The organism is Propionibacterium sp., assembly GCF_047719395.1.
GTDB lineage: Bacteria > Actinomycetota > Actinomycetes > Propionibacteriales > Propionibacteriaceae > Propionibacterium.
This window is the reverse complement of the sequence record NZ_JBDNTB010000004.1, coordinates 57,232-70,366: the sequence shown is the minus strand read 5'-3', so window position 1 is coordinate 70,366 and position 13,135 is coordinate 57,232. Positions and strand designations below refer to the sequence as shown.

15 protein-coding genes are annotated in these 13,135 nt (G+C 62.1%); 5 read left to right on the top strand and 10 right to left on the bottom strand.

From position 1 onward, the window contains the following. Positions 1-215, top strand: a 215-nt coding sequence (locus tag ABF648_RS01395; RefSeq protein WP_415630502.1) for a hypothetical protein, incomplete at its 5' end; no start/stop codon positions are given. Here the strand turns inward: ABF648_RS01395 and ABF648_RS01390 are convergent. The 9 genes from ABF648_RS01390 to ABF648_RS01350 all read right to left on the bottom strand — a co-directional run bounded on the left by ABF648_RS01390 (position 169) and on the right by ABF648_RS01350 (position 7,139). Continuing rightward, positions 169-516: a helix-turn-helix domain-containing protein gene (locus tag ABF648_RS01390; RefSeq protein WP_415630501.1), complete on the bottom strand. Its 348-nt coding sequence runs from the start codon at positions 514-516 to the stop codon at positions 169-171. The genes ABF648_RS01395 and ABF648_RS01390 overlap by 47 nt on opposite strands. Positions 517-996: 480 nt before the next feature. After that, positions 997-1,632 carry a hypothetical protein gene (locus ABF648_RS01385; RefSeq protein WP_415630499.1) on the bottom strand — a complete coding sequence of 212 codons (636 nt, stop codon included), beginning with the start codon at positions 1,630-1,632 and terminating at the stop codon, positions 997-999. A 553-nt stretch (positions 1,633-2,185) separates the two neighbouring features. Then, a complete protein-coding gene (locus ABF648_RS01380) occupies positions 2,186-2,494 on the bottom strand; it encodes a helix-turn-helix domain-containing protein (protein WP_415630498.1) in 309 nt (102 codons plus the stop codon). 176 nt (positions 2,495-2,670) lie between these two features. Next, positions 2,671-2,808, bottom strand: a complete 138-nt coding sequence (locus ABF648_RS01375) for a hypothetical protein (RefSeq protein WP_415630497.1) — start codon at positions 2,806-2,808, stop codon at positions 2,671-2,673. Positions 2,809-2,838: 30 nt separating this feature from the next. Beyond that, the gene (locus ABF648_RS01370; protein ID WP_415630496.1) at positions 2,839-3,525 is read right to left on the bottom strand and encodes a type 1 glutamine amidotransferase domain-containing protein; all 687 of its coding nucleotides are present in this window, start codon (positions 3,523-3,525) and stop codon (positions 2,839-2,841) included. A gap of 160 nt (positions 3,526-3,685) precedes the next feature. Continuing rightward, positions 3,686-3,967 (bottom strand): winged helix-turn-helix transcriptional regulator, encoded by a 282-nt coding sequence (locus ABF648_RS01365; RefSeq protein ID WP_415630495.1) that lies wholly within the window; start codon positions 3,965-3,967, stop codon positions 3,686-3,688. Next, complete coding sequence (locus ABF648_RS01360; protein WP_415630494.1) at positions 3,964-4,368, bottom strand: VOC family protein; 405 nt, start codon at positions 4,366-4,368, stop codon at positions 3,964-3,966. The genes ABF648_RS01365 and ABF648_RS01360 overlap by 4 nt, the downstream gene beginning before the upstream one ends. Positions 4,369-4,669: 301 nt before the next feature. After that, the gene (locus ABF648_RS01355) at positions 4,670-6,265 is read right to left on the bottom strand and encodes an MFS transporter (protein ID WP_415630493.1); all 1,596 of its coding nucleotides are present in this window, start codon (positions 6,263-6,265) and stop codon (positions 4,670-4,672) included. Between the two features lie 532 nt (positions 6,266-6,797). Next, positions 6,798-7,139 carry a hypothetical protein gene (locus tag ABF648_RS01350; RefSeq protein WP_415630492.1) on the bottom strand — a complete coding sequence of 114 codons (342 nt, stop codon included), beginning with the start codon at positions 7,137-7,139 and terminating at the stop codon, positions 6,798-6,800. Between the two features lie 332 nt (positions 7,140-7,471). On the opposite strand from ABF648_RS01350, the gene ABF648_RS01345 reads away from it, so the two are divergent. From ABF648_RS01345 to ABF648_RS01330, 4 genes are all read left to right on the top strand, one after another. Next, positions 7,472-9,649, top strand: a complete 2,178-nt coding sequence (locus ABF648_RS01345; protein ID WP_415630491.1) for a sensor histidine kinase — start codon at positions 7,472-7,474, stop codon at positions 9,647-9,649. Next, positions 9,642-10,283, top strand: a complete 642-nt coding sequence (locus tag ABF648_RS01340) for a response regulator (RefSeq protein WP_415630490.1) — start codon at positions 9,642-9,644, stop codon at positions 10,281-10,283. Before ABF648_RS01345 ends, ABF648_RS01340 begins: the two co-directional genes overlap by 8 nt. A gap of 142 nt (positions 10,284-10,425) precedes the next feature. Further along, on the top strand, positions 10,426-10,908 hold the full coding sequence (locus tag ABF648_RS01335) for a hypothetical protein (RefSeq protein WP_415630489.1): 483 nt from the start codon (positions 10,426-10,428) through the stop codon (positions 10,906-10,908). 40 nt (positions 10,909-10,948) lie between these two features. Then, on the top strand, positions 10,949-12,493 hold the full coding sequence (locus ABF648_RS01330; RefSeq protein WP_415630488.1) for a multicopper oxidase family protein: 1,545 nt from the start codon (positions 10,949-10,951) through the stop codon (positions 12,491-12,493). Between the two features lie 484 nt (positions 12,494-12,977). On the opposite strand, the gene ABF648_RS01325 is transcribed toward ABF648_RS01330, so the two are convergent. Next, a complete protein-coding gene (locus ABF648_RS01325; protein WP_415630487.1) occupies positions 12,978-13,130 on the bottom strand; it encodes a hypothetical protein in 153 nt (50 codons plus the stop codon). Positions 13,131-13,135: the final 5 nt, after the last annotated feature.

Here is a 13,135-nt window from a genome sequence, read left to right as displayed (position 1 = left end):
TAATTCCATCATTCCTTATCGAGGGGAAATCAGGAACAAAACCCAGTCCATATCAGGGCACTACCGAATTGAGGCAGGACGATCCATTCGTAAATGTCGAAACCTTGACGCAGTGCGGTCTAGGGCGCGTGGATGAGGGCACTTCTCCACATCTGCCTGCCGAAGCCTTCACTCCGCCAACACGCGTGTTCGCGCACCGTGGACTGCTTGAGTGACATGTCTCCTACCTACTCCCATTATCCGGGCGATGGCGCGGAGTGACAGACCTTGTTCATGGAGCTGAACCGCCTCAGCAGCTTCCTCAGCACCGAGTCCCGGTACCCGTCTGGCCACACCACGTCGAGTCAGATGAGCAGAGACGGTCGAACGATGAATCCCGTACGTCTCTGCCAGACGCGCCACGCCAGCTCCGCCCTGCTCCTCGACCAGCCTCGTCACCTCTGTGGGCGTGAGAAAGGTTTGAGGAGTGCCAACCCGCCGAACCACCTGGCCCCGAATGTCACGAATCCGGGGCATATCAGCACGCTGCGAGGTACCGTAGAGACGACGCTTCCACCGTGTGACAAGGGATTTCAAGCGCGGGGCAAGGTTCAAGAATTGAATCAAGCAGGACCACAGTTGGACCAAATTCAAACCTTCCATCAGGGGAATCGCACTTGATTCGTTTGGGACTTCATCTCATCTATATGCTTTGGTGGCTCAGTTTAGGGCGTCACTTTGGAAGTCGGCGTCACTGAGTACTCGAACATTCTCATTATCCGTCCCGGATGTAGCTGTCCTCGTCGATGTACACCACATTTAATAGTTTCCGGTTCCGGGGTTGGCTGTTTGCATCGTCCGAGCTCGCATAGATGCCTTGCATGTTTTACAGCAGAGCTGATGAGTCGTCGAGGTTGACATGCACGAACGCGCATTCCACACGACTGGCCCGAATCGGGTCCTCGATGGTATCAAGCGAGACACGGACCCGGTTTGTATTCTTATTGTTCAAGATGCCTAATGAATGATCATTTCGGCAAGCATAGGTAAACCAACCGAGATCGCATGGCTACCAGCTTTTTCCAACCCCTCAATGAGCATTCCCTGAATGATTTTGGCAACTTTCTCGGCCCCTTTGTCCTTCTTCTTGACCTCCTTGGCGATGATCTCTCCGCGAGAGCCAAACAATGTCTCACATGCGTCGAGAAATTGACTCTCATCCAAGGTGAGCCGCTCTCTATTGAACGAAGTATCAGTGAACGTTTCATGTTTCTTGAGCTCGTTCACCAGCATTTCCCGCCAGAACTTCTGTTCGACGTTGAGCACGACCTTATGGTCTTCTGCGGCGGCCTTATCTTTAACAATATGTACTGCTGCCGCGAGTTCGTCATTGAAATTTTTTGAAGAACTAGTTCGCAGATGATAATTGAAAACCAGAGAGTTAGCACGCGTCGGAGTACAGCGAAGACTTCGTGCAAGATCGAAAGAACTGAGGTCGAGATTGAGAATTTGGCTTTCGACAAGTGAACTGAAAATCGTTAACTCTAGTTCTGATTTAGAAAGTGATCCGAATGGAGCATCTTTAGTTAACCTCTGGTGGACTAAACGGCCAAATTGTTCAAGCTCGTCGCTTGTGGGAGAATCGTCATTCACACTTTATATGTTACCTTCGTCATGTATCCAGTGATGACCGCATTGTCGGGCACAGCGTGTTGCCCCTTCGACACGCCCGTAGCGAAGCGTCGGTGAAGCTACAGCTTGTGCTGACCGCCCATAAGCCGAATCTCGCAGAATGCCTGCATTGAGGCATTCTGACGGCCGTGGCAAGCTCCGTCAAGTTCCTCAAATTACCACCTATATGGTCGGTCAACCCTTTGTATCGCCGGATGTCATGGCTCTCTCGATGAGATCAGCTCCTTACTGAATTGCGGCGTGGTATTCCGCGGTATGGGTAGCGTTTGACCTCGCCGCTATTTACGCGGGTCTGCCAGTAGACTACTTGTGTAACGTGTTTCCTGCCAACCCCAGCTCCCCGGCGAGGTCTTGAAGCGACCCCTTGCTCGTGAGGCGACATCATTGGCGCCGAATACCGGAGCTCGCCGGCCCCGCCGCGTCGGCCCAACCCTGTCGACGACTGACGTCACAGTGACAAAGCAAAAGGCAATTGAGAGAACATCTCGATGACACTTCCTCGTGGGCGATGCCGCTACGAGTGTTGCGGATGGCGACCAGGCGGACGCAGCACCCCGCCGTAGGCGACGATGCCCACACGCGCTCCTTCGTAGCTGATCCCGAGGTGCTCCGCAACGGCACGGATGCTCAAACCCTGCACGTAGAGCCGAGCCGCTTCCTCGCGCACCGGCTCGGGCAGGCCGTATCGTCTCGTGGGAACCTCAGCTCTACGCAGTATCTCCGTCACAGTTGCCCGGTGGATGCCATAGTGGGTGGCGATGTCCTTCACTGTGTCGCCCCGCCGGTAGTCGAAGACAACCTCAACTCGATTCGGGAAACTCAAACGGGTTTGAGTCTGAGACGATTTTTCGGCCACCGGGCCACGGGTATCCGCCCGCATCGCAGAACGACGGCGAGCCACAAGCCGCCTGTTCCCACGCAAAGCCCGGGAAATCAACGATCCCAGAGCCTTGGAGTGGTTTGAGAAGCTCCTACGGAGGACCACCCAAAGTTCGATGTTCACACCCACGACGCGATCGTGAAGCCTGTCGTGGCGTCGTCGGTCGGCAGCAGGCGGATGTCGCGGGTGAAGCTGCGGTGCAGCTCTCGGGTGAGCTCCTCGGCGATCTGGCCGCCCGCTCCCAGCACTGTCTGCATGGTGCTGTCCTTCGCGTTGGGCGTCGGCGGTCAGAGCAGCGCGACGACCTTGGTCGCGGTCTCCTTGGCGGAGCCTGGGTTCTGGCCGGTGACGAGGTTGCCGTCCACGACTACGTTGGAGACGAACGGCAGCAGCGCCTTCGAGTAGTGCGCGCCACGTTCCTGGATGCGATCCTCGACGTTGTAGGGGACGAGCTTGTCGACGCGGGCGAGGACCTCTTCACGCCAGGAGAAGCCGGTGAGATTGCGGCCGGCGACGAGGAAGGAGCCGTCGGAGAGGGTGGTGTCGAGCAGGCCGCAGTAGCCGTGGCAGACCGCGCTGACGACACCGCCGCGTTCGAAGATGTCGCGGGTGATCCGCTGCAGGCCGGTGCTGCCGGGGAAGTCGAACATCACGGCGTGGCCGCCGGTGAAGTAGATCGCGTCATAGCCTGCCGCGTCGATCTCCGCGGGGCTGGCGGTGATCTCCAGCAGCGCCATTCGCGCCGGGTTCTCGTGCCAGGACTTCGCTGACTTGTCGTAGTTGGGGAATGTCAACGATCGTGGCTCCAGCGGGGACTTGCCGCCGGTGGGGCTCACGATCGTCTGCTCGAAACCGTGTGCTTCGAATATGTCGTAGGCGTGGGTCAGCTCCGAGAGCCACAGTCCGGTCGGATGCAACGGGTCGGTCTCGTAGTGGTCGACGTTGGTGACGACGATCAGGATGCGTGTGCTCATGGCTTCCTCGACTCTCGTTCAGACTACAGGGGGATGACTGCGGCGAGGTATTCGTGCAGGGTGCCGGCGGCGCGGACCCGCTCGTCATCCTGGTCGTCACGGGAGCCGGAACAGCGCGGGTCGACGCAGGGCGGAGCGCACGTGGCAGATCGCGAGCCGCCTAGTTCTGCTCGGCGCCCCAGCGTCCGAGGGCCACGATCGCCTCACGCAAGGCGAGCCCGCGCTCGGTCAGCACGTAGGCCCGGGTGTTGTGTCGCAGGGGAAGACGGGACAGCACGCCGGCCGCTTCGAGCTCGCGCAAACGGGTAGCGAGCATGTTCGTCCCCAATCCGAGGTCGCGCTGCAGATCGCCGTATCGCTGCGGGCCGTCGAGCAGCCGCTCAACGATGAGCAGGGCCCACCGCGCTCCGACGATGTCGAGGGCCGCTGCGAGATCGCTCACGCGGTCGGATCGGCGTCAGGTTTCATCCAGAATGGCGAGTAGTGGTATCCGTCGGGGTCGTCGAACTGGCGCTGGTACATGAAGGGGTAGTCGTCCGTTTCACCGATCCGCCCGCCGGCGGCTCCGGCGCGCTCAACGAGCTCGTCGACCGCCTCGCGGCTGTCGAGGTCGAACGAGACCGTGACTTTTGAGGGGGTGTCGGGTCCACCAATCAGCTCCTCGGAGCCGCCGACGCTCGCGTACATCTTGCGGCTGCCGAGCATGACGTACTGGTCGGGTGCGATCGCGAAGCACGAGACGTTGTGGTCAGACATCTCCGCGTTGAGGGTCCAGCCGAGGGCTGTGTAGAAGGCGGTCGCGCGCTCGACGCTCTCGACCGGACAGGTGATGAAGAGGCTCATACGACCAATGCTTTCAAAATGAAAGTGCGCGCGTCAAGCCCTTGGCCGCACATTCCGGGTACACCGGGTTGATGGAGGTGCCTTGGTATCCGGTGAGGTGAGACGTGAGCATCGCCCAGGAAGGTCCACCATCTGGCAGCGCCTGAATGTCCTGGGCCATGGCCGGTGTTCATGTTTTCAAGCACCCCACGGCGCAGGCAGTCCCTCGTGTCGTGTGGATGGGCTTGCCGGTGCGGCGCCCGGGATTCCTGCCCTCGGCGGTGCCGCCAGTGGGTCCAAGGAGTCCGCGGTGTGCAGCGGCTCAGTCCTGATCTGCGGCATACCCGGCCAGGAGTTCCTTTTCCCTTGCGTTGGACGGCAGCAGGGTCACCACCAGTATCGCTCCGCACAGAATGGACAGGCCTCCGACCAGATAGGCGGCCAGCGCGCCGTCGACCAGACTCTGGCGCGCAGCCTCGAGAATCGCGTCCCTGTACTGGGGGAACTGGTCGGCGACCTGCGCGGCCGAGGCGAATGAGGAGCGCAGGGCCCGGGTGATGTCCGTGCCGATCGCATCGGCCTGGCCCGTCTGGTCGATCCTGGCGCCGATGGCGCTCGAGAAGCCGAGCGCCAGGATCGCCCCCAGCAGGGCCTGCATCACAGAACCGCCGAGATCCGCCTGGAGATCGGAGGTGGCTGAAGCCATGCCCGCCCGGCGCACCGGCACGCTGCTGGTGAGTGCCCTGGACGACGAGGTGATGACGAACGCTGCACCCGAACCGATGGCCAGGAAACCGACTCCGAGCAGTACGTAGGGGCTGTGCTCGCGCCAGAAGAGCATCGTGATGAACCCGGCGAACACGATGCTGTAGCCGGTCAGCATCGTGGTCCTGGTACCCGAACTGGTGACCAGCTTCGCCGCGACCGGGGACGAGAAAACCAGCCCCACAGCAGCCGGGATCACGGCGAGACCCGCCCCGAGCGCGGAATATCCCAGGATGTTCTGCATGAACTGCTCGCCGACGAAGATCGCTCCGATCATTCCCCCGAAGATGATGCCGCCGGTCAGCGCGGGCACCCAGAACATGCGCCGGCCCACGATGTGCAGGTCGAAGATCGGGTTGCGCGCGAACACCTGCCGCACGACGAACACCAGCAGAACCGCCGCGGCGATGCCGAGCAGCCAGATCCCGAGTGTCCCGAGATCGGGGTCGAAGACGAAGCTGACGCCGAGGATGAGCGGCGCGATCCCCAGCGCCGAGAGGATACCGCCGAGATGGTCGACTGGCTCGGCGGATTCACCGACATGGCTGGGAACGACGGCCGCGACCAGCCCCAACGCGAGGCCGGCGACGGGCACGCTCAGGAAGAACACTGAACCCCAGGGGAACCAGATGAGCAGGGTTCCGGCCAGCACCCCGCCTGCGACCGATGTCATACCACCCACACCCGACCACACGGCGATGGCGCCGGTGCGCCCCGGCCCGGGAGCCCACAGTGCCGTGATGAGCGAAAGGGTGGTGGGATAGGCCATGCCCGCGGCGAGTCCGGTGAAGACCCGCGCGGCGAACAGCACCCCGACGTTCGGGGCGAACGCAGAGAGCAGGCTGGCCAGGACGACGAACACGAGACCCAGCGTGAGCACCTGCTTGCGGCCGTAACGGTCAGCGATCGCCCCGAAATACAGCACGGACATCGACAGTCCCAGACCCGATCCGACCCCCACGAGGTTGAGCACGATCTGCGAGGCGTCAAATGCCCTCCCGATGCTGGGAAGGGCGACATTGGCCGCCGAGATGTTCAGATTGCAGACCATCGCCGTCAGGACCAGCGCCGTGAGCACGAGACCCGCGCGCGGTGGCGCACCATTGTTCCCGGGGGGAACCTGCGGTGCATGATGAGCGGATTCCGTGGCCATCGTCGTGTTCCGTCCCTCTCAGTACGCCAAGTTGAGCTGCTCGAACCCGCACCCGGACATCTCCATCTGCGCACCCACCGCCGCATTATGCGGTTGGCGACAGACATGAGACAGACATTGGGACTCCGGAACACGGACAGCACAGCCGTCGCGGTCTGGCACACATGCCTGCCATGGCGCAGCCATGTGTGAGTACGACGGCAAGGATATGACTACTGCGGTGTGGTAGGCGGTGGCAAGTTTGTCATATCAGGTGACCAGTGCATGCCATCGCTCGAGGACGTTGGAGGAGCGCCCCACGACGTTGCGGCCCTTGCAGACCTGCACGTCATGTGTTCTTCTGTCGAAGGCCGCCCGCCCTATTTCCGCTACGCGGGGGCCCTCGTTCACTGTGGGGGGTGTTCTGCGAGCCCAAGACGAATAACTCCTCAGCGCGAGCATCAGGCGTAGGGATCGGGGAGAATCTTCTGTTCGTATGTGCAGGTTGCGGGCAAAGCGGTTGTCCGCACCTTCACCGTGGGACAGAGAGTAATCAGGGACTATCTGGAACTCGGGCTGTATAGACGTCGACGGCTTTTCTCAAGGAGCGCTCGGCGAAGTAGGGATGGCGTACGGTTGCCGATTTCACGAGATCGACGTCGCGGCCAAGGCTGCGTTCCAGCTCCGCCTTCAAAGATAAATACGGGCTGCTTCCTCCAGGGCCATCAGGCAGGAAATCAACCGGTGGAATCCGCGTCGCTTCGATCTGGATCGAAACGATCTGAAGCAGCCGAGCCGAAGACGCGGCATGCATCGTGCAGGTGCGTGCGATGGCCTCCCGGTTTTGCGATCGGATCGCTTTGTTGAAAGCCGGGCAACTTGTCGATTTCGGCACGCCTCGTGAGGTCATCACCATCCAACGGGTGCGCGAGATCTACTCGGTGGACGCAGAGATCATTGACCATCCGACAACTGGTCGACCGCACGTCATTCCGCTGTGAAGGGCGAAGCCAGCACCCAGCGACACAGTGGCACGGCCGGGTTGCGACTCTGGCTGAGGAGTCATGGACCGAGATCAGGCGTATGTCATTTCCACTGCGAGCTCCTGCTCCCGTCAATGCCTGGATGACTCTGCCGTCAGCACAACTTTCGGCGCTGCCGCTGTAGATGACCGAGCTCCTCCATCACAATTGGAGGCAGTCCTCGACCGCACAGGGAGGCTGCCCGATGAAGCGCCCCTCAGCTGCCATGCAGTGGGACGTCGCGGTCGTGACCGTCCTCATGCTGGTGATCGGCGGGATCTTCATGACATGGCGGGTGCTCACAGCATCCAGCTGCCTGGTGTTGCGACCGAGCGCAGATGCCTGGCTCATTGAGGGAATCCAGGTCCGCTCAGCACCGGGCTGCGAGCTTGCTGACGGCACAGTGGTGGACTCTCAACTCAACTCCGACAATGTGATGTTGACCTACGCTGATGGCAATCTTGCCGATCTGGCTCTGCAGGACAGCCCCGTCCAGCTGCTGTCTCGGCTGCTCGTCAACGGCTGGACGCTTGGCTTCGTGGTGGGCCTCTTCATCATCTGCGCCATCGGATTTGCTCGCAGGCCGTCAGATCGGGGGAGCGGCGCATTCCTGGTGTTCTCCACCGCGCTGCTGTCCAGCACCTTCATCACTGTCGCGGGACTTCCGGCCGAGGAGACGTTCAACGGCTGGGCACGGTGGGTGTTTCTGCTGGGGACCCAAGGTGTGTTCGCAGTCGCCTGGGGAGCAGCACTGGCTACTGCGGTCCTGTTCCCCTCCTCGCTGAGTCCCACTGCTGCCCGGGGGATGAACCGCATGCTGATGGGCGGTGGACAGTTGGTCATCTGGACTGTCCTCTCGGGCGTGATCCTTATGACTCACCCGCGTTTCACGGCCTTGTTCCATTTCTCGACCCAGACCAACTCGGTGCTCACAGCATTTTCGCTGGCCGCCACCTTGGTCGTGGCCTTCGTGAGGATCTCACGGATGGGCGACACCACCACGGAGCTGGCTTCACGCCAGCAACTGCTCTGGGTGGGCGTATCGGGTGCAGCCACCACGATGGCCTTGCTCGCCCTGTGGATCGTCCCCACCGCGCTGGTGGGTGACTCCGTGGCCCCTTCCGAGCTGATCGGCATTCCAGGATTCATCTTCGTTGCTGGCCTGGCCATCGCGACATTCCGGTGGCGGATGTTCGAACTCGAGTGGTTGCTGGTCAAGGTGCTGGTGTTGACCGGCCTGTTGCTGCTGGCTGTGGCCGCATTCGACCTTGTCGTGTGGTTGGTGCGCATGGCAGGGCTGAGGTTCACCGCCCTGGAGGCCGGATTGATAGCCGTGGTGATCACCACGGTGGCCGCTGTTCCGCTGCGCAATGTGCTGGAGCGAGTCGCCAACTGGGCCATCTATCGCGGACAGCAAACCCCCTACCAGGTGCTCAGTCAGTTGAGCGAGCACCTGGCGCGCCGCAGCGTCGACTTCGCCACTGTCGCCGCTGACATCGCCAGGGCGCTGCACACTCCTCGGGTGCGGATCACCGCACCTCCGGTACGGGTCAGTCATGTCAGCGGCTTCCCGGTGAGGGCCTCTCGCTCGGTGGTCTTCCCACTGGAAGGAGGCGATCCGGCTGATGAACTGGTGGTGTGGACCAGGGGCCTCGACGATCACTTCACGTCCGCAGAGCTGCATCTGCTGCACACTGTGAGCAGCCAGATCGGCGCTGCGGTTGCTCATCGCCGGCTCGGCGACCAGCTCATCCGATCTCATGAGCAGTTGCTGCACAGCCGGGAAGAGGAGCGAAAGGCGCTTCGCCGCGTGCTGCACGACGACGTGGCACCCACCCTTGCCGGCATCTCACTCGAGGCGGAAACGGCACGCCGATTACTCATCCGCGATCCGGGCTCTGCTGAATCCGTGCTCCAGAACATTTCTCATGAGGCAGTCGCCGCATCGGGGCAGGTCCGGGAGTTGTCATACGACCTGCGTCCCGCCGCGTTGGACCAGAAGGGCATGGTTCCGGCGCTCACCGATTTCGCGGCCCGTCTCGAGGGAGTCGAGGTCGTGGTCGACGTCAACGACGAGTTGGGCGAGTTGCCAGCAGCGGTGGAGGTGGCAGCATTTCGCATCGCCATCGAGGCACTGACAAATGTGGGCAGGCATGCCCGCGCAACCCACTGCCAGGTGTGCATGTCGCTCCAGGACGACCAGTTGCACGTAGTCGTGGCCGACGACGGAGTGGGCCTGCCCGCGCTGCGGCGCGAGGGCGTGGGAATGGCGTCGATGCACGAGCGCGCCACCGAGCTCGGCGGATCATGCCAGGTGGGCGAACGCACCGGCGGCGGCACACTGGTCGCCGTTCGGCTTCCGCTGGAGGTGTCCCATGACTGACCCGGTGCGGGTGGTGCTCGCCGACGACCATCCTGTGTACCGGGCTGGGCTGGCGGGCTTGATCCAGGTGACCGACGATCTCGAGGTGGTCGCCCAGGCATCCGACGGGGAACAGGCCGTCCGACAATGCCGCGACGTGCATCCCGACGTGGCCGTACTCGATCTGAAGATGCCGGGCATGGACGGCCTGTCCGCAACACGTGAGATCGTCACGCTGAGCCCGGGCACGGCTGTGCTGGTGCTGAGCATGTTCGACGACGATGCCACTGTCATCCAGACGATGCGTGCCGGCGCCCGCGGTTATCTGGTGAAATCAGAATCCCCGGACACGATTCTCGCCGCGATCCGATCAGTGGCACACGGCGAGGCGGTCTTCTCGGCGTCCCTGGCAAGCCGGATGACGGAATGGTTCTCCTCCCTCGACCGCACGCAGACCTCGTTGGGAAATCTCACACCCCGGGAGCAGGACGTTCTGCGGTTGATGTGCCACGGCCGCGACAATCCAGATATCGCACGCCAACTCGGAATCAGCGACAAAACCGTACGCAATGTCGTGTCCAATGTGTTCGCCAAACTGCACGTGGCAGATCGGGCATCGGCAATATCCGTGGCTCGTGGTTCTGGCCTCGGGTGATGCCGGGACAATTCTCCCGGATGGCTCGGGACAGCGTCCCGTGACGCCCGGGTCAGGTCGCACGAACAATGGATTCGAACCAGACATCTGGACCACGCCCTGCACTGCTCAGCGTGGGGCAACCGCGAACATTGGAGTTCCGATGCGTCGTACATATCGAATTCTGGCCATCGCGATCGTCGTACTGGTCGGCGTGCAGGCAGCCGCGATCGCCTGGGGCGACAGCAGTATGGGCGAATATGTCATGGGCGGCAGCGTGATCGACCAGTCCCTGTTCACCGACGAGAGCGGCAGTGTTCCGTTCGTCGGAGTTTATGGATTCATCGTGCATGGAATGAGCGGCACGCTGCTCATTCCTGCCGTGGCAATTGCCCTGCTGGTGATCTCGTTCTTCGCCAAATTCCCCCGTGCCACCTTCTGGGCCGTCGTGGTGCTCGTTCTCGTGGCCTTGCAGGTGACATTGGGCATGCTCAGCCATGGCCTGGCCATTCTCGGCGCCTTCCATGGCCTGAACGCGCTGGCATTGGCTGCGGCTGCCTTCTATGCGCAACTGATCGCCGGGAGGGCGCGGAAGGAGCCGGTGCGGAAGGTGACGTCAGCCGCTGAAACTCCCACTGCGGTCTAGGCGGCGACGGGCGCAGGCCGTTCAGGATCGGATCGCGATCATGACCGGGAAGCTGGCTGATCCTCCGACGTCGGATGCTCCCGCATCAACAGCCACGTCGGCCCAGCGTTTCCGCAGGAAGTGGAAGCGCTGGGCCGGCATGGGTGCTGCGGCCGTCGTGCTGGGCGTGGCGGCTGCTCTGTGGGCAGCGAGCCTGCTGCCCTGGAGTTATTCCGTGACGAACATGGGCTTCCATGATCACGGCGGCGGTGAGATCCACCACCTGCACGCCGCCTCGCAGGCGACCGGCAACGACATTTCGGCGTTGACGGTGCAGACGACACGTCCTGCCGATGTGTCCTACACGTTGACAGCCCGTCAAGGAACGATCATTTTGACCGATGGACGCCACGTGCAGGGCTTCACCATCAACGGGCGGAGTCCAGGTCCGACCATCGAGGCGCAGCTCGGCCAGCTGGTTGAGGTGAAGCTGGTCAACGAGAACATCGCCAGCGGAACGACTCTGCACTGGCATGGCATCGACGTGCCCAATGCGATGGACGGGGTCGCCGGGGTCACCCAGGACGCCGTCAGAGTGGGCACGTCCTTCACCTACCGATTCATCGCTGACAAGGTGGGCACCTTCTGGTACCACTCGCATCAGGATTCGACCGTTCAGGTTCCCGGTGGGCTGTTGGGCGCGGTGGTGGTTCGTGCACCAGACAGCCCGGCAGGTGCGGATGCGCTTACGGTGGTGCACCAGTACGGGGGAGTGCGCACCATCAACGGCACAGCCTCCAAGATCGACGTCGATGCGCCTGCTGGGCAGCAGATGCGAATTCGGCTGATCAACAGCGACGAAGGGCCGATGCCTGTGTGGGTGCCCGGGGCGAGTTATCGGGTGCTCGCTGTGGACGGCACGGAGGTGAACGAGCCGACGCCGGTGCGCGACAAGGCCATCATGGTGACGGCAGGTGGGCGGGTCGACCTCGGTGTCACATCCACCGATGAGGCACCGGTGACCATAGCGATGGCGGGTGCCAGCATCCGGGTCGCTCCTGCTGGGAGTTCGGCCACTGGGCCTGATTCTGGGAGCGCGCCACGAGAGTTCGTCGACCTGCTCTCCTACGGCTCACCCGGTCCCACAAGGATCGATCCGGCGAATGCTGACCGTACCTTCGGCTACAAGGTGGGACGGCGATTCGGTGTGCTCGATGGGCGTCCGGGTCTTCATTGGACGATCAACGGCCACATGTTTCCCGACGTGCCCGTGTTCATGGTGAATCCGGGTGAGTTGGTCGTGTTCAAGATCAGCAACACCAGCGGGTTGATTCATCCGATGCACCTGCACGGGCACCATGCCACCGTGCTGTCGCGCAATGGCGTGCCGGCAACGGGGAGCCCCTGGGTCGTCGACACGCTGAACATCTCCAACGGCGAGAGCTATGTAGTCGCTTTCCGGGCGGACAACCCCGGCATCTGGATGGACCACTGCCACACCTTGGTGCACGCCGCCCAGGGCCTGTCGACCCACCTCATGTACAACGGTTACACCACGCCATTCCAGATCGGCGGGGACGCGGGGAACAGCCCTGAGGGAAGTTGAGGTGCATCCCACACAGCGGAATGTACTTCGAGTGGTGGCTCGTCCAAGCTGCTGTGACCAGTTCGCGCAGCACCTGCTCATCGATATTTTCCAGGTGTGTCATAGAGGCAACCGGCGCCACGCCTGTACTTGCCGAGTCCTTCCAACAATGACGCCGTGCCCGCGATCTGCAGGAAGCCGTACAGGGCGAACTTTCCGGATCCGGGGGAGAAACCAACGACGAAAGTCTCGCCCTCCGTCCGCTCTCGTAGTGATAGCGATGCTCGCCGAAGCCGACCATCGATGGGCGCCACATCCTGGGCTGCTCACCCGTCACCTCGCGCATCATGGCCAGCAGACGTTGGGATTCCCTGCGATGACGATCCTGCTTCACGGTGGAAATGAAGTCGTCTGGATCGACGTCAGTCGTGGTCGTCTTGTGCACGGCCATGAGAACTCTCCGATCACAGTGCCCCGCGTTCACCGAGTGGATGCGAGAACCGCATCAATGATTGCGCTGTGAATCACTGATGCGGGTGCGGCCGTCCCGGTGAGGACCTTCCCAGCGCAGCCCGTAGGCCGGGTTCCGGTAGGCATGGATGATGCCGGTGCGGCGGATGATCGCCACGTCGGGGAACATGTCCTCGATGTGTACCATTTCCT